At 65.0% G+C, this 26,440-nt stretch carries 27 protein-coding genes; 13 read left to right on the top strand and 14 right to left on the bottom strand.

The features are described from left to right. Positions 1-170 precede the first annotated feature (170 nt). Positions 171-680: a GNAT family N-acetyltransferase gene (locus CIT40_RS01465; RefSeq protein WP_018318962.1), complete on the bottom strand. Its 510-nt coding sequence runs from the start codon at positions 678-680 to the stop codon at positions 171-173. A gap of 263 nt (positions 681-943) precedes the next feature. Between CIT40_RS01465 and CIT40_RS01470 the strand changes: the two genes are divergently transcribed. From CIT40_RS01470 to CIT40_RS01485, 4 genes are read left to right on the top strand one after another with little or no spacing between them, the layout of a single operon-like run. Then, positions 944-1,843, top strand: coding sequence for an alpha/beta hydrolase family protein (locus CIT40_RS01470; RefSeq protein ID WP_094893224.1), 900 nt, complete (start codon positions 944-946; stop codon positions 1,841-1,843). After that, positions 1,840-2,307, top strand: coding sequence for a DUF2269 family protein (locus CIT40_RS01475; protein ID WP_094893223.1), 468 nt, complete (start codon positions 1,840-1,842; stop codon positions 2,305-2,307). Before CIT40_RS01470 ends, CIT40_RS01475 begins: the two co-directional genes overlap by 4 nt. Before the next feature lie 8 nt (positions 2,308-2,315). After that, positions 2,316-3,635 carry an SDR family oxidoreductase gene (locus tag CIT40_RS01480; RefSeq protein WP_162307809.1) on the top strand — a complete coding sequence of 440 codons (1,320 nt, stop codon included), beginning with the start codon at positions 2,316-2,318 and terminating at the stop codon, positions 3,633-3,635. Next, complete coding sequence (locus tag CIT40_RS01485) at positions 3,635-4,042, top strand: thiol-disulfide oxidoreductase DCC family protein (RefSeq protein WP_094893221.1); 408 nt, start codon at positions 3,635-3,637, stop codon at positions 4,040-4,042. Before CIT40_RS01480 ends, CIT40_RS01485 begins: the two co-directional genes overlap by 1 nt. Positions 4,043-4,146: 104 nt before the next feature. On the opposite strand, the gene CIT40_RS01490 is transcribed toward CIT40_RS01485, so the two are convergent. The 6 genes from CIT40_RS01490 to CIT40_RS01515 form a co-directional block, all read right to left on the bottom strand. Beyond that, the gene (locus tag CIT40_RS01490; protein WP_094893220.1) at positions 4,147-5,394 is read right to left on the bottom strand and encodes a flavin monoamine oxidase family protein; all 1,248 of its coding nucleotides are present in this window, start codon (positions 5,392-5,394) and stop codon (positions 4,147-4,149) included. Positions 5,395-5,628: 234 nt separating this feature from the next. Further along, positions 5,629-7,455, bottom strand: coding sequence for a translational GTPase TypA (typA, locus tag CIT40_RS01495; RefSeq protein ID WP_094893219.1), 1,827 nt, complete (start codon positions 7,453-7,455; stop codon positions 5,629-5,631). Positions 7,456-7,693: 238 nt separating this feature from the next. Then, a complete protein-coding gene (locus CIT40_RS01500) occupies positions 7,694-7,975 on the bottom strand; it encodes a hypothetical protein (protein WP_094893218.1) in 282 nt (93 codons plus the stop codon). After that, complete coding sequence (locus tag CIT40_RS01505; protein ID WP_094893217.1) at positions 7,972-9,417, bottom strand: radical SAM protein; 1,446 nt, start codon at positions 9,415-9,417, stop codon at positions 7,972-7,974. Before CIT40_RS01505 ends, CIT40_RS01500 begins: the two co-directional genes overlap by 4 nt. Beyond that, entirely contained in the window at positions 9,414-10,130 is a 717-nt protein-coding gene (locus CIT40_RS01510; RefSeq protein WP_094893216.1) for a prolipoprotein diacylglyceryl transferase family protein, read from the bottom strand. Before CIT40_RS01510 ends, CIT40_RS01505 begins: the two co-directional genes overlap by 4 nt. An 81-nt stretch (positions 10,131-10,211) precedes the next feature. Beyond that, positions 10,212-10,976, bottom strand: a complete 765-nt coding sequence (locus CIT40_RS01515) for a Crp/Fnr family transcriptional regulator (protein WP_094893215.1) — start codon at positions 10,974-10,976, stop codon at positions 10,212-10,214. A gap of 174 nt (positions 10,977-11,150) precedes the next feature. Between CIT40_RS01515 and CIT40_RS01520 the strand changes: the two genes are divergently transcribed. Next, the gene (locus CIT40_RS01520; protein ID WP_094893214.1) at positions 11,151-11,534 is read left to right on the top strand and encodes a response regulator; all 384 of its coding nucleotides are present in this window, start codon (positions 11,151-11,153) and stop codon (positions 11,532-11,534) included. A gap of 3 nt (positions 11,535-11,537) precedes the next feature. Here the strand turns inward: CIT40_RS01520 and CIT40_RS01525 are convergent, their stop codons facing one another. Next, the gene (locus tag CIT40_RS01525) at positions 11,538-13,079 is read right to left on the bottom strand and encodes an alkaline phosphatase D family protein (protein WP_094893213.1); all 1,542 of its coding nucleotides are present in this window, start codon (positions 13,077-13,079) and stop codon (positions 11,538-11,540) included. A gap of 122 nt (positions 13,080-13,201) precedes the next feature. Beyond that, complete coding sequence (locus CIT40_RS01530) at positions 13,202-14,647, bottom strand: TAXI family TRAP transporter solute-binding subunit (RefSeq protein ID WP_094893212.1); 1,446 nt, start codon at positions 14,645-14,647, stop codon at positions 13,202-13,204. Between the two features lie 152 nt (positions 14,648-14,799). On the opposite strand from CIT40_RS01530, the gene CIT40_RS01535 reads away from it, so the two are divergent. Both CIT40_RS01535 and CIT40_RS01540 read left to right on the top strand, forming a co-directional pair. Beyond that, the gene (locus CIT40_RS01535) at positions 14,800-15,090 is read left to right on the top strand and encodes a 4a-hydroxytetrahydrobiopterin dehydratase (RefSeq protein ID WP_094893211.1); all 291 of its coding nucleotides are present in this window, start codon (positions 14,800-14,802) and stop codon (positions 15,088-15,090) included. 95 nt (positions 15,091-15,185) lie between these two features. Continuing rightward, the gene (locus tag CIT40_RS01540) at positions 15,186-15,575 is read left to right on the top strand and encodes a YkvA family protein (RefSeq protein ID WP_094893210.1); all 390 of its coding nucleotides are present in this window, start codon (positions 15,186-15,188) and stop codon (positions 15,573-15,575) included. Positions 15,576-15,741: 166 nt separating this feature from the next. On the opposite strand, the gene CIT40_RS01545 is transcribed toward CIT40_RS01540, so the two are convergent. Then, positions 15,742-16,716: an NADPH:quinone oxidoreductase family protein gene (locus CIT40_RS01545; RefSeq protein WP_094893209.1), complete on the bottom strand. Its 975-nt coding sequence runs from the start codon at positions 16,714-16,716 to the stop codon at positions 15,742-15,744. A 221-nt stretch (positions 16,717-16,937) separates the two neighbouring features. Here CIT40_RS01545 and CIT40_RS01550 point away from each other — a divergent pair, with 221 nt between their 5' ends. From CIT40_RS01550 to argG, 6 genes are all read left to right on the top strand, one after another. Next, the gene (locus tag CIT40_RS01550) at positions 16,938-17,774 is read left to right on the top strand and encodes an SDR family oxidoreductase (protein WP_094893208.1); all 837 of its coding nucleotides are present in this window, start codon (positions 16,938-16,940) and stop codon (positions 17,772-17,774) included. Between the two features lie 107 nt (positions 17,775-17,881). Next, positions 17,882-18,529 carry an invasion associated locus B family protein gene (locus CIT40_RS01555; RefSeq protein WP_094893207.1) on the top strand — a complete coding sequence of 216 codons (648 nt, stop codon included), beginning with the start codon at positions 17,882-17,884 and terminating at the stop codon, positions 18,527-18,529. 186 nt (positions 18,530-18,715) lie between these two features. Next, on the top strand, positions 18,716-19,918 hold the full coding sequence (gene rlmN / locus CIT40_RS01560) for a dual-specificity RNA methyltransferase RlmN (RefSeq protein WP_094893206.1): 1,203 nt from the start codon (positions 18,716-18,718) through the stop codon (positions 19,916-19,918). Between the two features lie 140 nt (positions 19,919-20,058). Beyond that, positions 20,059-20,553, top strand: a complete 495-nt coding sequence (locus CIT40_RS01565) for a hypothetical protein (protein ID WP_094893205.1) — start codon at positions 20,059-20,061, stop codon at positions 20,551-20,553. 54 nt (positions 20,554-20,607) lie between these two features. After that, a complete protein-coding gene (locus tag CIT40_RS01570; RefSeq protein ID WP_162307810.1) occupies positions 20,608-21,384 on the top strand; it encodes a phosphatase PAP2 family protein in 777 nt (258 codons plus the stop codon). 93 nt (positions 21,385-21,477) lie between these two features. Then, a complete protein-coding gene (gene argG, locus CIT40_RS01575; RefSeq protein WP_094893203.1) occupies positions 21,478-22,815 on the top strand; it encodes an argininosuccinate synthase in 1,338 nt (445 codons plus the stop codon). 147 nt (positions 22,816-22,962) lie between these two features. Here argG and CIT40_RS01580 read toward each other — a convergent pair whose 3' ends face one another. The 4 genes from CIT40_RS01580 to CIT40_RS01595 all read right to left on the bottom strand — a co-directional run bounded on the left by CIT40_RS01580 (position 22,963) and on the right by CIT40_RS01595 (position 26,434). Further along, complete coding sequence (locus CIT40_RS01580) at positions 22,963-25,068, bottom strand: OmpA family protein (protein ID WP_109862241.1); 2,106 nt, start codon at positions 25,066-25,068, stop codon at positions 22,963-22,965. A gap of 185 nt (positions 25,069-25,253) precedes the next feature. After that, positions 25,254-25,496 (bottom strand): hypothetical protein, encoded by a 243-nt coding sequence (locus CIT40_RS01585; protein WP_094890224.1) that lies wholly within the window; start codon positions 25,494-25,496, stop codon positions 25,254-25,256. Next, the gene (locus CIT40_RS01590) at positions 25,496-25,981 is read right to left on the bottom strand and encodes a pyridoxamine 5'-phosphate oxidase family protein (protein WP_094890253.1); all 486 of its coding nucleotides are present in this window, start codon (positions 25,979-25,981) and stop codon (positions 25,496-25,498) included. Before CIT40_RS01590 ends, CIT40_RS01585 begins: the two co-directional genes overlap by 1 nt. Positions 25,982-26,047: 66 nt before the next feature. Continuing rightward, positions 26,048-26,434, bottom strand: coding sequence for a VOC family protein (locus CIT40_RS01595; RefSeq protein WP_094890225.1), 387 nt, complete (start codon positions 26,432-26,434; stop codon positions 26,048-26,050). Between the last annotated feature and the right edge of the window lie 6 nt (positions 26,435-26,440).

Below are 26,440 nucleotides of genomic sequence, written 5' to 3' on the forward strand. Positions count from 1 at the left end.
TCCGTTGTTGCCGAGGGTAAATCGCGCCCGGCAGCGATTTTGGCGCTGTCATACGCGGGCTTGGCCCGCTGATCCATCGCGTTTTTGTGAAATAATGAATCCGGCGATCACCGGCGCAAAGGCAACGGTATCGACGGACGGGAAACGCTGCCAGACAGGCTTTCAGCAGCTCAATTGGTCCAGGCGAAGGCAACCTTGTCGAGCGACTTCGGCCCGAACCGCTCCGAGGAGCGCGCCACCATGCGTCCCCCCAGCGCCCGGTAGAACTCGGTCGCAGGGTCGTTGTCCGAAAGCGCCCACACCACCATGCTCTTCAGCCCGCTTTGCATCAGGTCGCGGCGGGCAGAGGCGAACAGGCGGCGGCCGAAGCCCAGGCCCTGGAATTCGGGGCGCAGGTAAAGCTCGTAGATCTCGCCGTCGAAATGCAGGCTGCGGGCGCGGTTGCGACCGTAATTGGCGTAGCCTGCGATCTTGTCGCCGAACACCAGCACGCTGACGCGGCTGCCCTTGCGGATCGCGCTGTCCCACCATTGCGGGCCGCGGCGGTTGATCAGCTTTTCCAGCTCGGCGCCGGGGATGATGCCCTGATAGGCCGAGCGCCAGGCCTCGTCATGAGTTGACGCCACCGCAGTTGCATCTGCAGCTTTGGCCGGCCGGACCTCGATCAGGGTTGTGCTCATGGGCGCAATCAAACCAAGTCACCGCCTCGGCGGCAAGGCCTATCGTTAATTATCGGTTAACGTGTGGATTTTGTGCATCAGTATCTTGACCATGTTGTACCGAAAAAAGACAGGACGCCGACTCGAATGGCGCCGGCGTACCACGCGTCGGTGCAAAACTCCGTCTGCGGCAACGAATGAACGGCCATGGCAACGCAGAAAGTCCGCCGATACTGATTCGTTCCGACTAATCTGATTGTCGCTGTTCTCGCTTCCGGCCATTCATGCGGCTCCTCAACACCCTCGCACTTCTGCCTCTGCTGGCCCTGCTGACGGCGCCGCCTCTGTGCGCTCAGGTCACGTTTGGTCCTTCGGGCGAGGAGGGCGAACCGTTTCGCCGACAAGCGTGGCTTGTGCCGTCGCCGGATACCGACATTGCTGCGCGTGCCCTGCTGTTTCGCCCCATCGGTGCAGGTCCATTCCGGCTTGCGGTCGTCGCGCACGCCTCGACGCAGAATGCCTTGCGTCGAGCGCAAATGCCGCAGCCGGCATATCGTCCGCTCGCCGGCTATCTCGTCGCGCGAGGTTTTGCCGTGCTGGTGCCGGAGCGGCTTGGCCATGGTGCGACCGGTGGCCGCTATGTCGAGGACCAAGGCGGATGTGACGAGGCCGACTATGCGCGTTCCGGCCGCGCAACGGCCGAGGAAATCCGGCTCGCGCTGGAGTTCCTGCGAAAGCAGGAGTTCATTCGCAAGGATGCCGCAATCGTGCTCGGCCATTCCGCCGGCGGCTGGGGTGCGCTGGCGCTCGCCAATACCGATCCGAAGGAAATTTCCGCGATCACGGTGTTTGCGCCCGGGCGCGGCGGCCATGCCAATGATGAGCCGAACCGGATCTGCGCGAAGCACACGCTCCTTGCCGCCGCAGCCGAGTTCGGCAAGGGCGCGCGGATTCCCGTCACGTGGCTCGTTGCGACCAATGACAGCTATTTTGCGCCGGCGTTTTCGAGAGCGCTCGCCGATGCGTTTCGCGGCGGTGGCGGCAAGGTCGATTTCCGCAGCCTTGCGGCGGTGGGTAGCGAGGGCCACTGGCTGATCGAAACCGAAGCCGGCGTCAAAGCCGCGAGCGGCGAGCTCGACCGCGCGCTGAACCCATTCAAGCCGGTGACGACCAAAAAGCAATGACGCTGTATTTCCTGGTCAAATATCTGCATGTGCTCGGCGCCATCGTCATCCTCGGCACCGGAACCGGCATCGCCTTCTTCATGCTGATGGCGCATCGCACCGACGATGCGCAGTTCATCGCGCGTACCGCTGCGGTCGTCGTCATTGCGGACGCGATCTTCACACTGTCGGCGGTGCTCCTGCAGCCGATCACGGGCGGCTTGCTGATGATGCTCTCGGCAACCTCGATCACCGAGCGCTGGCTGCTCGCCTCGCTCGTGCTGTATGCCGTGGCAGGCCTGTTCTGGATCCCTGTCGTGTTCATGCAGATCGAGATGCGCGACCTCGCGCAGTCCGCCGCGGATCAGCGCAGTGCGCTGCCGGAGCGCTATTTCATCCTGTTTCGTCGCTGGTTCGCGTTCGGAATCCCCGGTTTCGGCGCGACGATGGCGATCTTGTGGCTGATGGTTGCAAAGCCGTTTTGAGAGCAGTGATGAACCCGCGAACCATCTTGGTGCTCGGCGCCTCCGGTCTGATCGGCCGCTTCGTGACGGACGATCTTCGCACGCGTGGCTTTCGCGCACTTGGCGTGGCGCGCAGCCTGTCGCCGGCGCAGAAGACGAGCATGCTCGATATCGAGCTTCCGATCCTCTCTCTCGATGCAGCTGTTTTGGCCCGGCTCCTGAGCGAGCATGCGGTGGATGTCGTCGTGAACTGCCTTGGCGTGCTCCAGGACGGGCCCGGCAGCGACACGGGGGCGGTGCATCGCGATTTCGTCGGGCGCCTGCTTGCGGCGATTGCCGACAGTGGGCGCGCGATCCGTCTGGTGCACATCTCGATCCCCGGAGCGGCCGCAGCCGACCGCACCGCCTTCGCAACGACCAAGCGCGAGGCCGAGCGGCTGATCGCGGCGTCCGGCGTTGCGCACGCCATCCTGCGGCCCGGCTTCGTCGTTGCACCGTCAGCCTATGGTGGCAGTGCGATGCTGCGTGCGCTCGCTGCGTTTCCGCTCGACCTGCCGGACAAGGAGATGGCGACGCCGTTCCAGCCCGTCGCGGTGGAGGACATTTCGGCCACCATCGCCTGGCTTGCCGCGCGCGACATTGACGACGTTGCCGCGAACGCGGTGAGCTGGGATCTGATGCAGGTTGAGCCGGTCACCATGGCCGGCGTCATCGGGGAGTTCCGCCTTGCGTTCGGCACGGCCGGCTGGCCGCACATCGCGATGCCGTCGTTCATGCTGGACCTCGGCGCGAAGATCGGCGATCTCGCCAGCCATCTCGGCTGGATGCCGCCGATGCGCTCGACAGCCATCGCCGAGCTGCGCCGTGGCGTGCGAGGTGATGCTTCAGCGTGGCTCGCGGCAACAGGCATTGCACCGAAGACGCTGGTTGAGACGATCGGCCGGCATCCCGCCACCATTCAAGACAAATGGTTCGCGCGCCTGTTTCTGGTCAAGGCGCTGATCCTTGCGAGTCTGGTTTCATTCTGGCTGGTCTCCGGCTTCATCGCGCTGTTCGTGTCCTACCGCGCCGCCGCCGGCATTTTGAGCGCGCACAACTTTCCGCCGGTGCTGGTCGATCCCATCACCATCTGCACCAGCCTGATGGACATGAGCATCGGGGCCCTGATTGCCTTCCGGCGAACGGCGGCGATCGGGTTGGTTGCGGGCATCGTCGCGTCGCTCGGCTATATGGTGGGTGCGGCGATCCTGACGCCGGATCTCTGGATCGAACCGCTCGGCGCGCTGGTGAAGACGGGTCCGGCGATCGTGCTGATGCTGGTCGCGCTTCTGATGCTGGACAACCGCTGATGCCACAATGGCCCGACGACGACGTGATCCTGTACGACGGCGTCTGCATCTTCTGCTCGCGCTGGGTGCGGTTTGTGGCCAAGCGCGACATGGCGAGACGGTTTCGGTTCACGCCGATCCAGTCGGACTATGGGGCGCAGCTCGCGCGGACATTCGGCATCGATCCTGAGGATCCCGATACGAATGCGGTCGTCCACGGCGGCGACGTGTTCATGAAATCGGACGCCGCGCTGACGGTGCTGTCCCAGCTTCCAGGCTGGGGCTGGGTGCGCGCGTTGTTCGCCGTGCCGAAGCCGCTGCGAGACCCCGCCTACAGCCTCATCGCACGTAACCGTTATCGCATTTTTGGGAAATACGATGCGTGCTTCGTGCCTGATGCGGATTTGCGGGCACGGGTGATTGAATAGTGGCTTCCTTGTCATCGCGAGGAGCGAAGCGACGAAGCCATCCGGAATCTTTCCGCGGCGGCAGTCTGGATGCTTCGCTGGGCTCGCAATGACGGCGTTTGTGGCTACGGCCTGAGCAAAGCCGCCAGTACTTCCTTCGCCGCCCGCTCCCCACTGTCTCGTGCCCCATGCGCCGTCGTGAAGAAGGTCGGCGAAGTCGCTTCCCCGGCGAAGAACAGCCGGCCATCCACCGACGCGGCCAGCACGGCGCGGTCTCCCGCATGGCCCGGCAGCGCATGCGAATAGGCACCGCGCGCGAAGGGGTCGTGACCCCAGCGCGACTCTGCGAGCGGCTTCAGCTTGCGGCGGATGTCGTTGCCGAGATAGTCCGCGATCTCATCGATACTTTGCGCGGCGAAGGCGCCCTCGCCGGCGTCCTCCAGTTCGCGCGCAAAGGTGCCGCCGAAAAAGCCGTCGATGCAGGGCTGGCCGAATGGGCGGATATGGTAGGTGCCCATTGCGGTGCGCATGGTCGCGCCGCGCAGGTTGCCTTCCTTCGGGAAGGCTTCTGCGTCCTCCAGCGCCAGCACCACCTTGTCGTCGACGCCGAGCGGCAGGCCAGCCGCGGCATCGACCTTGGCCGGCAAAGGCGGCGAGAAGCGGATGGCTTCGTCCGCAATCAGGTTGGTCGGCACCGTGACGATCACCTTGTCCGCAGTCAGCGTGCCCGACGACGTCTCGATCCGAATGTGCTTGCCGGAATGGTCGATCAGCGAGACGTTGCAGTTCAACGCCACCGGGCAGGAGGCGCCATAGGCAGCGATCAGCGCGCCATACCCGGCCCGGACGCGCCAATTGAAATAGGTGTCCTCGTAGGCGTCCATGTCGAGGATCGAGACCCGGTCGAGCTCACAGCCATTCACATAGGTCGAGACGGCATTGATCATCGGGTTCCAGCGATTGCCCGGCTCGAGATATCGCTCGGCCGGCGCATCTTCGCCCGCTTCCGCAGCCTCGCTGACGCGGTCGTAGAATGCGTCGATCTCGCGCGCGAACTCATCGCGCTCCCGTTCCGGAAACACCTCGCCAAAGGCACGGTCGCGCCAGGGCGGCAGGTCGGTGTTGACCGCGAAATTCAAGCGCTTGGCGATGGCGACGAAGGAGTTCTTGTCGGCGGAGTGAAGCCAGCCGCAGCCGACATCGAAGATGACCTCAGGCGAGGCCTGCACCGTCCAGGCGCGGCCACCGAGCCTGTTACGCGCCTCCAGCACGATCACGGAGAGGCCCGAGCCTTGCAACGCATGCGCGGCGCCGAGCCCGGCGGCACCGGCACCGATGATCGCGACGTCGACGGAGGACGGGAGGCTGGTCATGTGCGGGCTCTAGCACGTTCGCTGGAACGCAAGAAAGCCAGACAGATATGACGCTCTCGTGTCCCGGACGCGGTGCGGCGTGTAACGCCGCTCCGCAGAGCCTGGACCTGAGGCGATGTTTCGTAGGGTGGGCAAAGGCGCGCTTGCGCCGTGCCCACCATCGTCGATTGGAAATTCAAAGGAGTGGGCACGCTACGCTTTGCCCACCCTACGGCATTCCGGCGAGCGGTGGCCTTACGCCACCGCTTCCTTGGACTTTTCCGCGCGCTTGCGCTCGTTCGGGTCGAGGTGCTTCTTGCGCAGGCGGATCGACTTCGGCGTGACCTCGACGAGCTCGTCGTCCTCGATATAGGCGAGCGCCTTTTCCAGCGTCATGCGGATCGGCGGGGTCAGGCGCACCGCCTCGTCCTTCGACGTGGTGCGGATGTTGGTGAGCTGCTTGCCCTTGAGCACGTTGATCTCGAGATCGTTGTCGCGGGTGTGCTCGCCGACGATCATGCCCTTGTAGACCTTCCAGCCCGGCTCGATCATCATCGGGCCGCGGTCTTCCAGCTTGAACATGGCGTAGGCCACTGCTTCGCCCTGGTCGTTGGAGATCAGCACGCCGTTGCGGCGGCCCTGGATCTCGCCCTTGTACGGCGCATAGCCGTGGAACAGGCGGTTCATGATCGCGGTGCCGCGGGTGTCGGTGAGCAGTTCGCCCTGGTAGCCGATCAGGCCGCGGGTCGGCGCGTAGAACACCAGGCGGAGGCGGTTGCCGCCCGACGGCTTCATTTCGACCAGCTCGGACTTGCGCTCGCTCATCTTCTGCACGACGACGCCGGAATGCTCCTCGTCGACGTCGATCACGACTTCCTCGATCGGCTCCAGGGTGGCGCCCGTGGCCTCGTCCTTCTGGAACACCACGCGCGGACGCGACACCGAGAGCTCGAAGCCTTCGCGGCGCATGGTCTCGATCAGGATCGCGAGCTGCAATTCGCCGCGGCCCGAGACTTCCATCGCGTCCTTGTCGGAGGCTTCGACGACGCGCAGCGCGACGTTGCCTTCGGCCTCGCGCAACAGACGGTCGCGGATCATGCGGCTCGTCACCTTGTCGCCTTCGGTGCCGGCGAGCGGCGAGTTGTTGACGATGAACGACATCGACACGGTCGGCGGATCGATCGGCTGTGCCGGCAGCGGCACCTCGACGGTCGGATCGCAGAAGGTGTCGGCGACGGTGCCCTTGGTGAGGCCCGCAATGGCAACGATGTCGCCGGCCTCGGCCTCATCGAGCGGCGTGCGCTCGAGACCGCGGAACGCCAGGATCTTGGTGATGCGCCCGGACTCGACCAGCTTGCCCTCGGCGTTGAGCACCTTGACCTGCTGGTTCGGCTTCAGCACGCCGGAGGAGATGCGGCCGGTGATGATACGGCCGAGATAGGGGTTGGCTTCCAGGATGGTACCGATCATCCTGAACGGACCTTCCTCGACCTTCGGCGGCGCGACGTGGCGCAGGATCAGGTCGAACAGCGGCTCCATGCCCTTGTCCTTCGGGCCTTCCGGGCTGTCGGCCATCCAGCCCTGCTTGGCCGACCCGTAGAGGATCGGGAAGTCGAGCTGCTCCTCGCTGGCGTCGAGCGCGGCGAACAGGTCGAACACCTCGTTGATGACTTCGGTCGGGCGTGCGTCGGGGCGGTCGACCTTGTTGATGACGACGATCGGCTTGAGGCCGACCTTGAGCGCCTTGGAGACCACGAACTTGGTCTGCGGCAGCGGGCCTTCCGCTGCGTCGACCAGCACCAGGGCGCCGTCCACCATGTTCAGGATACGCTCGACCTCGCCGCCGAAATCGGCGTGGCCGGGCGTGTCGACGATGTTGATGCGGGTGTCCTTCCACTGCACCGAGGCCGCCTTGGCCAGGATGGTGATGCCGCGCTCGCGCTCCAGATCGTTGGAGTCCATGGCGCGGTCGGTCACCTTCTGGTTCTCGCGGAACGTGCCGGACTGCTGGAGGAGCTTGTCGACCAGGGTCGTCTTGCCGTGGTCGACGTGAGCGATGATGGCGACGTTACGGAGGTTCATGAGTGAGCTTCTTTGCGTTCGTACAATGGGTTAAGCGCGATCTCGCCGGTCGGACCGGGACCTCTTCTCGAAACAACGCTGGAAGACTGAAAACGGGGCGCTTTCCGCCCAAAAAGGAAGCCCGGCCATATCGACCGGGCAGCCTACGCGTTGCGGCGCAATATATGCAAAAACGGCCAAAAAACAATGCGTTCTTTGCCCGTTGGTTGATCGAATTTTGTCCGGGAATCCCCGGGGCTTAGCTGCCGTTCCGGGCCGGCGGGGCCTTCCGCCCCTTGATGGCCGCCCAGATCAGGGCGACGCCGCCGATCCCCACCACCAGTCCAAGGAAGACGAACGGCGCGATGTCGGAAGCGATTTGGCCGCTGTCGGACACCGAAATGCCCCCGAACACGAGCGCGCACAGGCCCGGCAGCAGCAGGATCACCCCCGCTATCACCATGAAAGCCGTAAGGCAGCCGCTACGCGCATGGTCCGGCGTGGGCAGAGGCGGCAGAACCGGCGGTGGCGTATCGCTCATTGTGATGCCTCCTCGCTTTGCCTTGCCTCGCGGTAAGTCTGCCCTTCGAGCCCGGCGCGAATGCCGTCGATCTTTCCGCTGCGGTAGAACAGATTGTAGGTGTCGAACGGAATGATCGCGCCCTGCTCGGTCACGAAATGGATGCAGCTGCGCTTGACGTTGCCGACGCAGAAATTGAAGCGGTCGAGAAACTGCACGATGGTGACGCGGAAGACGTTCTCGTAAGAGAGGCCTTCCGGCGCGTTGAAGCTCGGCAGACAGCACAACAATTCGCAGACGCGCTCGCTCGTGTTCAAAGGTCCCGACGACAGCGAGAACAGATCGACGAATTTTTCCCGCAGTATCGGATATTTCTCCGGACTGATGGTGTTGGGCATCACGGCGACGAGCTGTTCCTGCGGGATCAGCGAGGTCAGCGGCAGCACCTTCTCGCCGTTGCGCAGGCCGTAGCCGATCGAGATGCTTTCGGGATTGCAGGGCAGCGGGATCATGTCCTTGTCGCCGAACACCCCGGTCTCGATCACGCGCTTGCGGATCTCCGACAGCATGATGCGGTCGGTCTTCTCGTCGAAATTTTCGTTGCGGCCGGCGTCCTGCACCGGCTGCAGGGTGACGCCGCGCACGCATGACCAGGTGAGCGCGTGGCGGACGATGTCGCCGATCTCGGTGTCGTTGACACCGCGCTTGATGGTCGCGACCAGTGTGGTCGAAACGCCAAAATGCTCGAGATTCTCCAGCGCCTGCTGGCGGATTTTTCGCAAATCCGCGCCGCGCAGGTCGATCAGCGCATCGCGCTGTAATGAATCGAACTGGAGATAGACCTCCAGCCCGCGCTTGTTCTCGGCCAGCCGTGCCACGAAATCCTTCTCACGCGCAATGCGCAGGCCGTTGGTGTTGATCATGACGTGGCGGATCGGGCGAGCGCGTACGGCGTCCAGGATTGCGAAGAAGTCCGGATGCAGCGTCGGCTCGCCACCGGATATCTGCACCAGGTCAGGCTCGCCCTCGCTCGCGACAAGCGCATCCAGCATCTTCTCGATGGTGGCGAGCGGGGTGAATTTCGTTCGCGCGGGCGAGGATTCGGCGAAGCAGACGGGGCAGGTCAGATTGCAGTGCTCGGTGATCTCGATCAGCGCCAGGCAGGAATGCTGCTCGTGATCGGAGCAGAGACCGCAATCATAGGGACAGCCGAACTCCGTGCGCTGCTGGAATTGCAGCGGCCGGTCGCCGGGCTTGATGAAATCCTTGCAGAGGCGCCAATAGGCGGCATCCGTCGACACCAACGTCGATTGGACGCCGTGCTCTTTGCAGCGCTTTTCGTGCCAGACCTCGCTGCCCAGGATCTGGATCTTGGTCGGCACCAGCTTCAGGCAGGTCTCGCAAAGAGATTGGGTCTGGCCCCAGAAAATATAGGGTCGCGACTTACGCAACGGCGCGTTCATGCAAGTAACTCGCTTTGTATGGGTCTCGCTTTGGGCGCCGTCGCGAGCATGACGCCGGCGTAGAGCAAAATTGACAGCGACAGCAGATGAAACAGGGTGAAGGGGCCGATCAGCGTGCCGTAGGGCTTGAGGAATTCCCACAGGAAGCGTTGCGCTCCATAGTAGACGAGAACCAGGTAGAAACCATTGGTGATCACAAAGCCGTTCCGGTTCACGACCGCCAGCACATAGAGCAGCGCGAAGGCGGCCATGGCCGCGCTCTCGTAGAGCTGCACGGGATGGCGCAGAATGCCGTCGCCAAAATCATGGGCGAAGGGCAGCGCGGTCGGCGTGCCATAGGTGAAATCGTCGAGGCCCGCGAAGTAGCAGCCGAGCCGGCCGATCGCGATGCCGAGCGCCAGCGGCAGCGCGAAACGTGCGCCGGTTCGCGCGGAAATCCCTGCGGACCATTTGTAGAACTCGATCGCGACGATGCCGCCGGCGATCGCGCCCTCGACCGAGCGGGCGATGCCGCTCTCGCCCGACAGCCACAGATTGGCGGAGCCGAACAGGTAGGCCCCGAGGCCCGCGCCGAACACCAGCGCGGCGACATAGGGCAGCTCGAAGGATTGCGCCGGAAACCGCAGGCGCTGTCGCGACAGCCAGTAGACAGCCGCGGCCGCCGCCAGCCATGCGGCAATGTCGAAGACGGTGTGAAGGAATGCCCCGCTCATGCGGGGATATTAGCCCAGGTTCCAGCCGCGCGGGATAGTGCGCCCCGCTCGTTCTCCACGCCGGGGAAGCGAGGCGGGGCGCTAGCCGGCCTCCCGCTCCTCGGTCGGGTAGACGCCGCGCAGCACCTCCTCGAAGTGCATTTTCACCGCGTCGTTGCACAGGCAGGCGCGAAGCTTCAGGCCGTCGCGGTTGCGAACCAGGATCGATCCGCGTCTCGTGTCGAGAATCCGTTCCGCCTTGAACGACTGGAGCACGCGGCTGGCATAGCTGCGGCCAACGCCGAGCAGCGTCGCAAGCTGTTCGTGGGTCAGCGGCACGCTGTCCTCGTCGCCGGTCCGCTCCATCGCCGCCAGGATCCATTTGGCGGTCCGCTGTTCGATGGAATGGATCGCATTGCAGGCGGTCGACTGGAAGATCTGCGCCAGCATGCAATCGGCATAGCGGGCAAAGATATTGCGCAGCGATACCGAGCGCAGCTTGGCCGCTTCCAGCTTGGCGACATGGACGCGCGCAAACGGGCCGCTGAATTTCACGCAGATCCGGGTATAGGCCGGCAGGAACCCCTCGCTGACGATGCCGCCCACCGCGCCTTCGCGGCCGACCAGGATGGTCTCGACGTCTCGGCCATCCTCGTTGGGGACGAGAAAGGTCGCGAGCGCCGGTCCGCAGGGGAAGTGGACGACCTGGACGTCGTCACCGGGGCTGTAGAGCAACTGGTTCGCTGCGGAGTTTTCGACGGTCACGTGCGGCGCGAGCAGGGCGTAGTCTGCCTGGCTCAGACGCCGCAACAGATTGTTGGCCGGACGGTTCTCGACCTCGGTCATCTTGCTGATATGCGCATCCATCGTGAACTCCCATCCCCTCGCACCTTAACGAGTTCCGTGCCTTCCCTGTGTGCACAAGTGGACAGACTGGAGAACGGCGATGTGGTGGGTTTCGTTCCGGGAACCCTCCGCTGTGCGCAGGCATCGTGTCGCGGCAGTCCTGATCCGAACCCCTACTACACACAAGATGCGATCATGACACCCGCACTCCCCAATGGCGCAAGTTGGCCGGCCGATGTTCTGATCGTCGAAGACGACCCGATCATCGCGATCGATTTCGAGGACCGTCTGCTCGGGTTTGGGGTTACGGGCGTGCGGAGCGTCGGGTCGGTGACCCAGGCGCTGGGTGCCATCGCCGAGCGAGCGCCCGATTTCGCGCTGCTCGATGTCGAGCTTATTCGCGAGACGAGCTTTGCGGTCGCCGAGCGGCTGGCAGCGCTGAAGATCCCGTTCGTGTTCGTCACCGGTTATGGCGCCGAGGCGCGCATTCCGCCTGAATTCTCCGGCCAGCCGCGGTTGCAGAAGCCGTGCTCGAGCGACGCGCTGGAGGCGGCGCTCAAGGTGCGCGCCCGCGATTAGCGATCAGACCTGCTTCGGATCGAGCGTGGTCGACCACAGCGCGACGTCGGCGCGGTCGCGCAAGGTCACGGTCATCTGGCCCGAGGCTCCGTCGATCTTGACGTGACCGAAGAACTGCATGCCGGCGGACGGCGGCAGGTTCTGGCTGTCCTTGCCGGGCGCCTTTACGAAGCGCACCTCAGGTCCGAAGGTGTTGTCGAGCGCAGCCGGACCAAAGGTGCCGGCATGCAGCGGGCCCGACACAAATTCCCAGAACGGCTCGAACTCCTGGAATTGTGCCTTGTTCGGATCGTAATAATGCGCGGCGGCGTAGTGCACGTCCGCGGTCAGCCACACCGTGTTGCTGATCGGCGCCATCTTGATGAAGCGTAGAATGTCGGCGATCTCGAGTTCGCGGCCGCGCGCCGGCCCGTCGCCCTGCGCGATCGCTTCCGAGCCGCCCTTCGGCGTGTCCGACACGACGAGGCTGAGCGGCATGTCGGAGGCGATCACTTTCCAGGTCGCGCGGGAATTGAGCAGGCCACGCTTGAGCCAGGCGATCTGGTTCGGACCGAGGAAGTAGCTGGCGGGGCCGTAGGCGGTTTCGAGATTGGGGCCGTTCGGACCGCGATAGCTGCGCTCGTCGAGTACGAACACGTCGAGATGCGGGCCGTAGGAGATCTGGCGATAGACCCGGCCCGGCTCAACGATGCTCTCGCGCATCGGATACATCTCGTGGAAGGCGCGGCCGGCGCGGGCGGCGAGCAGCGAAATGTCGCGCTCCTTGTAGGCCGCCGGCAACTCCTTCGACAGCGACCAGTTATTGGTCACCTCGTGGTCGTCCCATTGCACGAAGATCGGGACCTCGGCATTGAAGGCACGTAGGTTTTCGTCGGTGAGATTGTATTTATGCGCGGCGCGGTACTCGTCGAGCGTCTCCGCGACCTTGGACTTCTCGGGGATGGTGACGTTCTTCCAGATCTTGCCGTCGGCGAGCTTCACCTCCGATTGGATCGGGCCGTCGGCATAGATGGTATCGCCGGAATGCAGGAAGAAATCCGGACGGTGCTTGCGCATCGCCGAGAAGGTGAACATGCCGCCGTCATCGGGGTTGATGCCCCAGCCTTGTCCTGCGACGTCGCCGCCCCAGACGAAGCTGACATCACGGCGGTCGGCGGGCGCGGTGCGGAAGCGGCCGGTCACCGGTTCGCCCTCGATCGCGCCATGCGAGAGATCGCGGAAGCGGATGCGGTAAAGGATGTCCTGGCTGGCAGGCAGGTTATCGATCAGCATCTTTGCGGTGAAGTCGCTCTCGGGCAGCGCCGCGATCGGCGGAAGCGCCCGGGCATCCCTGAAGGATTCGGTCGTCGCGACCTCGACCAGCATCTGCGCGGGCCGGTCGGTGCGGGCCCACACCATGCCGCCGTCGACCGTGACGTCACCCGATTGCACGCCGTGGGTGACCGCGGGCCGATCGGCCGCTCGCGAGAGATAGGGCATCGCGACGGCACCGAGCGCACCGGCGCCGGTGGCGAGGAAACGGCGGCGGGAGAATTTGATGTTCATGAAGGATGGCTCCGAACCCTGCGAGATGCGGCTCGATGGATTCCGGGTTCGCGTGGTGCGCGCCCCTGAATGACGGTAACCTATATTGAGACAATGTGACGCAGCGATAACGCGCGCAAGCGTTACGCGTTGCCAGCGGCCCTGAACTGCGCGCCCGCACGTTGCAGGTTCTGCGGCAGGCTGGACAGCACGGCCTTGCGGTCAGCGACGGCGGCGTGGAACTGATCCAGCGCGATGTTGAAGGCCGTCAGCGAGCCCTCCTCGATCGCGCCGTGATCGAAGCAGCGCAACGTGTCGCGCAGGATTTCGTCGGCCTCGGCCTGCATCTGGTCGAGCTCTTCGGTCGCCTCGCTCTTGCGCGCGGCCGCGATCATGTCGAGCAGCCTTTCGCGCAGATGGCTGTTGTTGTCGCGCTCGTCCTTCTTCAGATAGCCCGCGAACCAGGCGCCGATCGAGCCCATGGCGGAGAGCGCCATCAGGCTCCACCAGATGTAATCGCTGTATTTGTCGAGGAAGGTCTTTTCCTCGCCGTCGACGAAGGCGGCCGCGCCGGGATGCACCGGGATCACCGCGTCCTTGTCGGTGTCGGGCGTCTCGATCTTCGCCGCCAGCGGGAATTCCGTCACCAGCTGCTGACGCACGGCGAACAGCTGGCGCGTGAACGCCGCGATGGTGGTGTCGGACACGCCCTTTCGCGCCACGATGTGATGCGAGAAGCTGATGGTCTTGACCTCGTCATCCGGCCGGGCGGGTGAGCCGCCATAGGTGCCGGCGGGAATCTCGGACGCTTCGTAGACCGGATGATTCTGCGCTATCGCATCCGCCGACTCGATCGCGAGGAAGCTGGGCGCGCCGAAATCCTTGGTGGAGGCGGCGATCGCGTCCGCGGTGATCTTGCTGTTGACCGGGCCGGCCGCGAGATAGACGTCGGCCTTCTGGGCCTTGATCGCCTCGGCGGCTTCGTTGGCCGGGAATTGCACGATCTCGACCTTGGCGGGATCGACGCCGTATTGCTGGAGGATCACCTTGAGCAGATTGACGTTGGCCTGGGTGCGGCCGACGACGCCGACGCGATGGCCGGCGAGCTGCGAGATCTTGGTGATTTTCGGGCCCCGCTTCTTGCCTTTGCCCGGTACGGACCACAGCACCACGACGTTCTTGCGCAGGGTCGCGACCGCTTGCGCGTTCTTGGGCACGTCGATGTCGCCGCGCACGATGGCGAGATCGACCTTGCCTTCCGAAAGCGCATCGGCGCTGGCCGTGGCGCCGTCGGTCTGGATTGGACGCAGCCGGATCTGGCTCTTGTGCTGCGCAAAGGCTTGCGTCAGCGCCTGCACGACCTTGACGTCATCGCTGTTGGCGGGGCCGACCGCGATCTTCAGCGTCACGGGCCGCATGGCGAAGTAATAGCCGCCGGCGAGCGTGCCGATGATCGCGAGCACGAGCGCAAGAGTCACGAGTGCAGTCTTCCGCGCCGCGGATCGCGGCGAAGGCGGAGAGGGCGTTTCGGCCAGGTCCAATCCCCCGGTCATCGATCTCCCAAACAGGCGCTTCAGGCTCAGTTTCATCTTGGCCGGCGATTTACGCTCGCAATTGTAGCAAATTTCTTGTCCGGCGGGGTTACATCTCCGTCATGGTTAGCGGATGGCGGAAATCCCCGTATGAACCCGGGCCTCACCGGGGTGTTAGGGTAAAGTTCCCCTGAAGGACGGAGACGAGCATGGCAGAACGACTCTCGGCGGAGGCGCGCAGGCAGGCGCTGGGCGGACTACCGGGCTGGACCGAGGTCCAAGGTCGGGATGCCATCGCGAAAACCTTTATCTTCAAGGATTTCAACGAGGCGTTCGGGTTCATGACCCGGGCCGCGCTGGCCGCCGAGAAGATGGATCACCACCCAGAATGGCGCAACGTCTACAAGACGGTGGAGGTGGTGCTGTCGACCCACGATGCCGGCGGCGTCACCGCGCTCGACATCGCGCTGGCCCGGACGATGAATGCGATCGCAGGCTGAGATCGGCCAACGTCTTGCAGCGCTCGGCCACATCCCCATCTTGTGATCAGCCGGGATGCGGCGCCGCTTTGGGCTGAACCAGGAGTTTGTCGAACATGGCTGCCGAGCACAGCGTCGGTTTCGAGCCGGCCGATCGCCTCGCGGAAGATCGCGAGAGCGTGCGCCGCCGCTTCTGGCGCAAGCTGAAGCGTGTCGCCGCGCATCTTCCATTCGCGGAAGACCTGCTTGCCGCCTACTACTGCGCCTTCGATCGGCAGACACCGCGCCATGTCCAGGCCGCGCTGCTGGGTGCGATCGCCTATTTCATCCTGCCGTTCGATTTCGTCGCCGACGTGATGCCGGTCCTCGGCTTCGCCGACGACGCTGCCGTGCTCGCCACCGCCATTCGCATGGTTTCCGGCCACATCACGAACGAGCACCGCGAAGCCGCGCGGACGGTGCTGAAGCGTGGGGTGGACGAGGCGAGTGCGGAAGCCGAAGCTTAGGAGCGTTTACCACAAGCGCGGTGTCATTCCCCGCGCAAGCGGGGAATCCAGTACGCCGCGGCTTGTCGGTTCAATCGCTGGTGTCTCTGGAATACTGGATCGCCCGCCTTCGCGGGCGATGACAGTTGAGTGTGGCGAGCCTGGGCGGCGCCACGCATGCACATCCTCACGGATGCAGGATGACCTTGCCCATGGCCTGGCGTCCCGCCAGCACCTTCAATGCGTCAGCGGTCTGCGCCAGCGGGAAGGTGCGATCGACATGCGATGAAATCTTTCCTTCCGCAGTCCACTTCACCAGCTTCTCGAGATTGGCACGATTCTTCTCCGGGTTGAGCCGGGTCCAGGCGCCCCAGAACACGCCGCGGATGTCGCAGCCCTTCAGCAGCGCGAGGTTCAGCGGCATTTTCGGAATGTCGCCCGCGGCAAAGCCGATCACGAGGAAGCGGCCTTCCCACGCGATCGAGCGCAGCGCCTGCTCGGCATACGCGCCGCCAACCGGATCGAAGATGATGTCGACGCCCTTGCCGCCGGTGAGTTTTCGCAAGCCTTCCTTGAGATCTTCCTTGCCGTAGTTCAACGTCAGCTCGGCGCCATGCGCCTTGGCGAATTCGAGCTTCTCGTCCGACGAGGCGCAGGCAATCACCTTCAGTCCCATCAGCTTGCCGAGCTCGCAGGCGGCAAGGCCGGTGCCGCCGGCCGCGCCCAACACCGCAAGCGTTTCGCCCGGCTTCGGGCTGGCGCGATCTTCCAGCGCATGCAGCGCGGTGCCGTAGATGATGATGATGCCGGCCGCGCGGTCATAGTCGAGATTGTCGGGGATCTTCACGATCGACGCCGCCGGCAGCGCGATCTTCTCGCGCGCGCCGTTGTGGCCGCAGGAGGCGACGACGCGATCACCGACTTTCAGATCGGTCACGCCGGCGCCGATGCTCTCGATCACGCCCGCGACTTCCGCGGCCGGCGAGAACGGAAACGGCGGCTTGATCTGGTACTTGCCCTGAATCATCAGGATGTCGAAGAAGTTCAGCGCAGCCGCCTTGATCGCGATCACCGCTTCGCCGGGACCGGCCACCGGATCCGGCACCTCAGCCAGCACGAGATCGTCGGGCTGGCAATATTGCGAGCAGAGGATGGCTTTCATGGCGGCACCTGAAGCGTTTCGAGTGGAGTTTTGGTTGCCCGTTTCTGCCGGATTTAGGCACGGGCGACAATCCGGTTTCTTTGCCCGAGCGATGCGAAGGCCTATCCTCGCGTTATTGCGAGCGGAGCGAAGCAATCCAGACTATTTCCACAGGACGGGCTCGGTATTGCGTCGTTTCGCTCGCTGCCACGAAACAAGAAGAACAAGAAGGGATTCAAACGATGTTTGAAACGGGTCTGCTCAGGGGCAAGCGTATCCTCGTCACCGGCGGGGGCTCGGGCCTTGGCGCCGCGATGGGACGCCGTTTTCTTGCACTCGGCGCCGAGCTCGTGATCTGCGGCCGCAAGCGCGACCGGCTGGAAGCAACCGCAAGCGAGATGCGCCAAGAAACCAGCGGCAAGGTCACCACCATCGCCTGCGATATCCGCGATGGTGCCGCCGTCGACAGCATGATGGACGGGCTCTGGCGCGAGGCGCCGCTCGATATCCTCGTCAACAACGCAGCCGCGACTTTCATTGCACAGAGCGAACATCTGTCGTTCCGCGCGGCCGATGCGATCCTGGCGCCGACGCTGCATGGTGCGATGTATTGCACGCTCGCCGCCGGCAGGCGCTGGATCGAGGGCAATCACAACGGCGTCGTGCTCTCGATCCTCTCGACGTCGACCATCACCGGACGCGCCTTCACCGTTCCCTCCGCGATGGCGAAGTCGGCGGTGCTGGCGATGACCAAAAGCCTCGCCGTGGAATGGGGCCCGAAGGGCATCCGCACCGTCGCGATCGCACCGGGTCCGTTCCCGACCGCGGGCGCATCCGGACAGTTGCGGCTGGAGGGGCGTGACGACACCCTGATGCGAAATCCGCTCGGCAGGACCGGCGAGCACAGCGAGCTTGCCGATCTCGCCAGCTTCCTGGTCTCGGACCGCGCCGGTTACATCAATGGCGAGATGGTCGTGATCGACGGCGGCGCGCATTTGCGCAGTTCCGGCGCCGAGGATTTGTTGCAATGGACCGAGACGCAATGGGCTGACCAGCGCGCTGCGCGATCCAAAGGCTGACACCGCTAACTGCCTTCCCAAATTGGACTTTCCCGGCTATGCCTGCCGCGGGGACAAAGCGCGGCCGGGCCATCTTCCAGTCACAATATTGAGGGAACCACTCCAGCATGTGGCGGGTGCTGATTTTAGCTTTGATGACTGGCGTGGTCGCCGGGGGAATCTTCGATTCTGCGCGGGCGCAGACGGCGCAACCGGCGTCGAAAGCGACGCCGAAGCCGGCCGCGCCGGCCGCCCATACGACGGCCAAGTCCACGGCAAAGCCGGAGAGCAAACCATCGGCTCCGCCCGCGGCGGTTGCGGGTGGTGCGGAGCCCACCCTGATCGGCCAGTTCGGCACCTGGGGGGCCTATTCGGCGACGCCCAACGGCAAGAAGGTCTGCTTCGCGCTGGCAAAACCCTCCTCGTCGAAGACCAATCCGCCGAACAGGCCGCGCGATCCCGCCTATGCCTTCGTCTCGACCCGTCCGGCCGAGAAGGTCAACAACGAAGTTTCGGTCATGATCGGCTACGCGCTGAAGCCGGGCTCGGAATCCTCGGTCGAGGTCGGCGGCGCCGCCTTCTCGATGTATACGCAGGGCGACGGGCTCTGGATCAAGAACGCGGCCGAGGAGGAGCGGATGGTCGAGGCCATGCGCAAATCCGCTGATCTCGTGGTCAAGGGCGTCTCGGCCAAGGGAACGGAGACGACCGACACGTTCTCGCTGAAGGGTCTCGCCCAGGCGCTGGACAAGATCGGCCAGGATTGCCGGCGTTAAGGCTGCGCTGGAGAAGGTCGCAATCGACTGTTCCGGTTGCTATATAGGGGCGGTTCCAGATTTTCGGTCGTCATGGCCGGGCTTGACCCGGCCATCCACGCGCAACCGCGATTGACGAAAGACGTGGATGCCCGGGTCAAGCCCGGGCATGACGAACTCAAACAGCAGTAATCCCAGGTCCCACCAATGCAACCGACGACCGAGCCGCACAACGCAATCCTCGTGGAGAAGACTCCGCTCGAAACCTATGTGCCGCCGGCAAAGCCGTCGCTGATCGGGCTGTCGCGCACCGAGCTTGCCGACCGCCTCGGCGAGATCGGTGTTCAGCCTTCGCAGCGCAAGATGCGGGTGCAGCAGCTGTGGCATTGGATGTATTTCCGCGGAGCCCAAGGCTTCGATGACATGACCTCGGTCTCGAAGGGCATTCGCGCTGAGCTCGCGCAGCATTTTACGGTCGACCGGCCCGAAGTCGTGGCCGAGCAGATCTCCAACGACGGTACCCGCAAATGGCTGCTGCGGCTGCCGAGCGGCGACAATGTCGAGCGCGCCCATGAAGTCGAGTGCGTCTACATTCCCGAGACCGATCGCGGCACGCTCTGCGTCTCCTCGCAGGTCGGCTGCACGCTGAACTGTTCGTTCTGCCATACCGGCACGCAGCGCCTGGTGCGCAACCTCACCGCCGGCGAGATCGTCGGGCAGATCATGGTCGCGCGCGATCGCCTCAACGACTGGGCCGATCGCGAGGACGGCACGCGCCGCGTCACCAACATCGTGATGATGGGCATGGGCGAGCCGCTCTACAATTTCGACGCGGTGCGCGATGCGCTGTTGATCGTGGGCGACAATGAAGGCATCGGCATCTCCCGCCGCCGCATCACGCTGTCGACCTCGGGCGTGGTGCCGAACATCGTGCGCGCCGGTGAGGAGATCGGAGTGATGCTTGCGATCTCGCTGCACGCGGTGCGCGACGAATTGCGCAACGAGCTGGTGCCGCTCAACCGCAAATATCCCATCAAGGAGCTGCTGCAGGCCTGCCGCGATTATCCCGGCGCCTCCAACGCGCGCCGCATCACCTTCGAATATGTGATGCTCAAGGGCGTCAACGATTCGCTCGACGATGCAAAGCTGCTGGTGAAGATGCTCAAGGGCATTCATGCCAAGATCAACCTGATCCCGTTCAATCCCTGGCCCGGCACGGCCTATGAATGCTCGGACTGGGACCAGATCGAAAAGTTCTCCGAGTACATCTTCAACGCCGGCTATTCCTCGCCGGTGCGCACGCCGCGCGGCCGCGATATCCTCGCCGCCTGCGGTCAGCTGAAGTCGGAGACTGAAAAGCTCTCGGCCAGGGAACGCCAGGCGCTGCGCGCCATGGCGATGACGGATTAGCCAGTTATGTGCACGCTAGCGCAACCTCGTCATTGCGAGGAGCGTAGCGACGAAGCAATCCAGAGTGTCTCTGCGCAAGCGGTCTTGATTGCTTGGTCGCAAGTGCTCCTCGGAATGACGGCTGCGGTGGTTTTGACGCCATGTCCCTGATCGGCCGCCTTGTCGTCATCTTCATCGGCTTCCTCGCCGCCTGTTTCGTCGGCGGCATGATCGTGGTCGTCGCACTGCTGTTTCCGGAATTTTCCGATCTCGGCGCCGGTCCGGTCGATCAGGGCACGATCGACATCCTGCTCGGCTTCGGCTTCATTTTCGTATCGGGCTTTGCGCTGGTGCCGGCGGCCGTGATCGTTGCGATCACCGAGGCGCTCTACATCCGCAGCGCGCTCGCTTATGCCGTCGGCGGCGGTCTCGTCGGGCTCGCCTGCTATCTCGGCCTCGTCCCCTTTCACTCCGACACGTTTCAGTTCGAAGGCATCGTGCGGCGCCATCTGGAGATCATGACCGGCGCAGGCATCGTTGCCGGCGTGGTCTACTGGCTGATCGCCGGCCGCAATGCCGGTGCCTGGCGCATTCCGCCGCCCCCGCGCAAGCCGCCTCCGCCACTGCCGTCGAATTCGAGGCCGGACGCGCGATGAGCCGTGCCGCCTCCGGGGTTTCCATCCCCGTCCCACTCCGCTAAACCGCGCGTCATGAACCGTACCGGACTCTTCATCGCCCTGGCGCTGTGGCTCGTCATTGGCGTCGTTTTCGGCCTCTATCCCGAGCTCGATCTCAAGCTCGCGTCGCTGTTCTTCGACCCCGAGACGAAAACATTTCCGCTCAAGCTGAACGACTGGGCGGGCTTTGCGCGTGACGCTGCGATGTGGGTCGCCTGGGCCTTCGTGGCGCCGTCGCTGGTCGCGCTCGTGGTCAAGATGATCCGGCCCGACCGTCCCTTGATGGTGTCGGGGCGCGCGATCGTGTTCCTGCTTCTCACGATCATCCTGTCGGCCGGCATCCTCACCAATCTCACCTTCAAGACCTATTGGGGCCGGCCGCGCCCGGTGGTGGTGACTGAATTCGCCGGTGACCAGCAGTTCGTGCCGTGGTGGGATCCGCGCGGCGGCTGCGCGCGCAACTGTTCGTTCTTCTCGGGCGAGGGCGCGACCGCGTTCTGGACGCTGGCGCCGGCCGCACTGGCGCCGCCGGCGTGGCGACCGCTCGCCTATGCCGCGGCGGTCGTCTTCGGCGCCGTCACCAGCGGACTGCGCATGGCCTTCGGCGGGCACTTCTTCACCGACGTGTCGATTGCCGGTCTCGTGACTTTCGTCGTGATCTGGTTCGCCTACGCTCTGATTTACCGGTGGCCACGGACGCGGTTTTCCGATGAGGCGGTCGATGCCGCCCTGACCCGGCTGAACATGCCCGCCTACCGCCTCCGCCAGCGCCTGTTCGGCCGCAAGACCGGTCCCGAACCCTCGGTTTAAGCCATTAAAGGGGTGCCGAGCCCCGCGAAATTTGATATTCGCGCGGTCAAACCCGTCCATGACATCAGCCCTTGAGACCCGATTGGAAGCGCCATGACCACGATCCTGAAAAGCCTGCCCAAGGGTGAGAAAGTCGGCATCGCTTTTTCCGGCGGCCTCGACACGTCTGCGGCGCTGCTCTGGATGAAGCAGAAGGGCGCGCGCTGCTACGCCTACACCGCCAATCTCGGCCAGCCCGACGAGGCCGACTACAACGAGATCCCGCGCAAGGCGATGGAGTTCGGCGCCGAGAAGGCCCGGCTCGTCGATTGCCGCACGCAGCTGGTCCATGAAGGCATCGCCGCGATCCAGTCGGGCGCCTTCCATATCTCGACCGGCGGCATCACCTATTTCAACACGACGCCGCTCGGGCGCGCGGTGACGGGCACGATGCTGGTCGCGGCGATGAAGGAAGACGGCGTCAACATCTGGGGCGACGGCTCGACCTTCAAGGGTAACGACATCGAGCGGTTCTATCGCTACGGCCTGCTCACCAATCCCGGCCTGAAGATCTACAAGCCCTGGCTCGACCAGCAGTTCATCGACGAGCTCGGCGGCCGCGCCGAAATGTCGGCGTTCATGACCGCGCAGGGCTTCGCCTACAAGATGAGCGCCGAGAAGGCTTATTCGACCGACAGCAATCTGCTCGGCGCCACGCACGAGGCCAAGGACCTCGAGAGCCTCGACAGCGGCATCAAGATCGTCAACCCGATCATGGGCGTGCCGTTCTGGCGCGACGACTGTGCCGTGAAGGCCGAGAAGGTCGTGGTGCGTTTCGAGGAAGGCCAGCCGACAGCGCTGAACGGCCAGAGCTTCGCCGATCCCGTCGCGCTGTTCCTCGAAGCCAACGCGATCGGCGGCCGTCACGGTCTCGGCATGAGCGACCAGATCGAGAACCGCATCATCGAAGCGAAGAGCCGCGGCATCTATGAAGCGCCCGGCATGGCGCTGCTGCACATCGCCTATGAGCGCCTCGTCACCGGCATCCATAACGAAGACACCATCGAGCAGTACCGCATCAGCGGCATGCGGCTCGGCCGCCTGCTGTACCAGGGCCGCTGGTTCGACTCGCAGGCCCTGATGCTGCGCGAGACCGCGCAGCGCTGGGTCGCGCGCGCCGTCACCGGCGAAGTCACGCTGGAGCTGCGCCGCGGCAACGACTATTCGATCCTCAACACCGAGAGCCCCAACCTCACTTATGCGCCTGAAAGGCTCAGCATGGAGAAGGTCGAGGATGCCGCGTTCTCGCCGGCCGACCGCATCGGCCAGCTGACCATGCGCAATCTCGACATCGCCGACACCCGCACCAAGCTGAAGCTTTACAGCGACACCGGCCTGCTCTCGGGCAGCGAAGGCTCGCAGATCTTCAGGCTGGAGAGCGACAAGGGATGATGCTCTTGTAGCCCGTTTGAGCGAAGCGACATCCGGGACTTTCTCACCAGGTGGACAGATTCCCGGATGTCGCTTCGCTCATCCGGGCGACCACCCCAAACAAAAATGGCCGGGATTGCTCCCGGCCATTTTGCATTCGTGTTCGCCTCAGCGCGGCGGCGCGGTGCCGGGCGGGGGCGGCGGCAGCGAGGCCTGGCCGCCGTTGAGCAACGGCGTGATGTTGCGGATCGTGACGCGACGGTTGATCGCGCTCGGCCCTTGCGTCTGCTCCTTCAGATATTGCTCGCCGTAGCCCTGCGACGTCAGGTTCTCGGCGGGCACACCAAACTGCTGCGTCAGCAATTCGGCTGCGGACTGCGCACGGCGGTCCGACAATGACAGATTGTCGACCTCGTTGCCGACCGCGTCGGTGTGTCCCTCGATCAGGAACACCTCGCGCGGGTTGCGCTGGATTGCCTGGTTGAGGCCGTCGGCGATCACCTGCAGCCGCGCCGCCTGGTCCGGCGGGATAGTCCACGATCCCGTTTCGAAGATGATCGTGTTGACATCGATGCTCGGCATCTGCATGCGAACATTGGGGCTGTAGCGGATCTCGTCGAGCGAGTAACGCCGATCGATCCGCTGCACCGGCGGTGCAACCATGGTTTGGTAGATCACGTCCGGCGACGCCTCCTGGGCGTCGACGATGTAGCGATCATAGGGGATGTTCACCACCGGCGGCGGCACGTCGACATAGAAGCCGCCGACCGCGCGCGGATCGCGGTAGGTGTTGTCGATGATGATGATCTCGCGCCCGCGGGGATCCCTGCGGATGCGCCGCATCAGCCGGCCGTCCGCGCCGACCACGGTGATGATCTCGCTGCCGTCGGGACGCACCACGACGGTGCGGGTTTCCCCGCCCACGGTATCGGTGCGGATGTCGCGAGCGCCATAGCGGAAGCGATAGAGATCGTTGCCGCGGACATAGGCCTGCCCGCCCGGATCGCGGATGATGATGCGGTCCGGTTCGGTGTAGACGGTGCGCCCGCCTTCGATGGTCTCGCGCCGCTGGTTGTGGAGGTCGGCGATGGTGGCGCCGATCACGGCGCCAGCCACCACGCCTGCACCGATCGCGAGCGGCTTCAGGTCACGCTGCGGCGGACGCGGCGCAGGCGGCAAGGGCGCCGAGACTGTCGGCGCGGCCCGGAACGCCGGTGAAATCGTCGGCGGAGCATTCCGCACCCTGTCGGGCGGCGGCGTTGCGGCCGCCGAGCCCGATACGCTGCTCGGTGCCGCGACGCCGGCGGGAGGCGCCGGCGGCCGTGGCGGAGCGCCAGCCTGCGGCCCGGCAGTCGGAGTTCCGGCTGCGGGCGCTCCCGCGGGCGGCGTGCCGCCCTGTTGGGCAGGGGCCGGCGTCGCAGTTGGGGAAGGGGTTGCGCCAGGCGCAGGCGCGGCCGCACCTGGTCGTCCAGAAGGCGTCGTCGGCGGCGTGCCACCGGGAGCAGGCGTCGCTGTCGGAGCGGGCGTGGCACCGGGAGCCGGTGATCCTGCTGGAGGAGGCGGAGGCGCGCCGGGACGCCCGGGCGGCGGTGTGCCGGGGCGGCCGGCGGGCGCTGCGCCGGGAGCGGGCGTTGCGGTCGGCGCAGGCGTTGGTGCCGGCGCAGTTAAGCCGGGGCGGGCCGCAGGCCCTGCCGTCGGAGCTGGCGGTGTCGCGGTGGGCGCAGGCGCGGGTCGTGCCGAGGGAGCCGCTGCCGGAGGTGGCGGAGGCGGCGGAGTCGGGCGAGCCGAAGGCGGCGGCGTGGGCGGCGTGTGCTGCGGTGCTGCTGCGGGAGGCGGCGTCGGAGCCGGGCGTGCCGCAGGCGGCGGAGGTGTCGGGGCATGCTGCTGCGGCGCCGCGGCCGGAGGCGGCGACGGCTGCTTCGGGGCAGCAGGCGGCGGGGGTGGCGGCGGCGGCGCCGGACGGGCCGCAGGTGGCGGCGGAGGCGGTGGCGGCGCGGCGGGACGCGGCGGTGCGGCGGCCGGCGGCGGCGCAGCGGGCGGGCGGGGCGGTGCAACGGCGGGTGGCGGAGCGGCCGGGCGCGCGGGCGCAGCAGGCGGCGCAGCCGCTGGCGGTCCCTTCGGCGCTTGCTTCGGTTTTCCGTCAGGGCCTGTGTCTTGAGGCTGCGCCTGCGCGACCACGAGCGGCGGCGCACTTTGCGCTTGCGATGCGGAGCTTGCGAATTGCATCGCGGTCAGCGCCGTCGTCGCAAGCAGCACGAAACGAAGATTGGTCATGATGGTGAACTTCCCCGGAAGGTTCTTTGACGAAGTGTTGGGATGAACAGCTACGCGTTAGGCCGGATTGTGGCGGGCGAAGCGGTCGCCGCTCGATTTATTTCTGCACGGAAATCACGTCACTCCGGCAATGTTCATTGCGCATTCAGGCGCTGGTTGCAATTGCCCGCATGTAATCGGTCGCTTCAGGTGCGATCCTGCGGCGGATTTGCATCCGTCGCAGGATTCGGGGTCAGCGGTCCGTTCGGACCGCGTGACGGAATCTCTTCAGGCATGCGGCCCGGCAATTCGTCGGGCGGCGGCGGCGCGCCGGGCTCGCGCACCGGCGGTGCGATTTCAGGCTGTGGACTGCCGGGCGGAATTCCCGGCGGCGGCTCCGTCGGAGTCCCCGGTGTCGAAGGTGGAATCTCGGGCTGCTCGATCGGCATCACAGCGAGACCTTGCGGTTCTCGCCGAGGTCGGGACGCGTGTTCGTCACCGCCGCCGCAGCCATCTTCACATAGGAGATCACGGTGCCGGGCGAATCCCAGAATTCGGCATCGTCGGGCGTGATCTTGAGCACGCGGATGTTGGGGTCTTCAGCGCTGTCCCACCATGCCTTCGCCGGCGTCGAAAACAATTCCTTGATCTTGGCGCGGTCGTTGGAGACGACAGCGGTACCCGTCAGCGAAACATATTTCTGGCTGCCCGCATCGGCGAACGACAGGTTGATGGAGGGATTGCGTGCGATCTCCTCGTCCTTGTGGCGCCGCGCGTCGGTCAGGAAGAAGATCGTGTTGGCGTCGCGATCGAGAAAAGCGCTCATCGGCCGGGCACGCAGCTTGTCGCCGTCGCGCGTCACCAGCATCGCGAAGCCGATCTTTTTCATCAGATCCCAGGCGCGGTCCACATCGCCATTATTGTCATTGGCCATATCGTGCTCCTTCTGCAAGGAACGACAACGACCAGCATGGAACGATGTTCCTGCCGGAACCAAGGCCTATGCCGGTGCGTGGCACACGGCCTCGATGTTGTGGCCATCGGGATCGAGCACGAAAGCGCCGTAGTAGTTCGCATGGTAATGCGGGCGGATGCCGGGCGGGCCGTTGTCCCGGCCGCCGGCCGCGATGGCCGCCTTGTAGAAGGCATCGACGGTGGCGCGGTCTTTGGCCGCGATCGCGACATGCACCGGCTTGTTCATGGCGCCTTCGCCGCCGATCCAGAAATCCGGCTTGCCGTCGGCGCCGAAGCCGGCGGCGGCGGCGTGGCCGGTCTGCTCCGCCGTGACCTCCATGATCAGGACGTAGCCGAGCGGGGCCAGCGCCTTGGCGTAGAACGCCTTGGCGCGCTCATAGTCGGAGACTGAGAAACCCAGATGGTCGATCATCGCAAC

The sequence above is a fragment of the Bradyrhizobium amphicarpaeae genome (assembly GCF_002266435.3).
GTDB classification, from domain to species: domain Bacteria; phylum Pseudomonadota; class Alphaproteobacteria; order Rhizobiales; family Xanthobacteraceae; genus Bradyrhizobium; species Bradyrhizobium amphicarpaeae.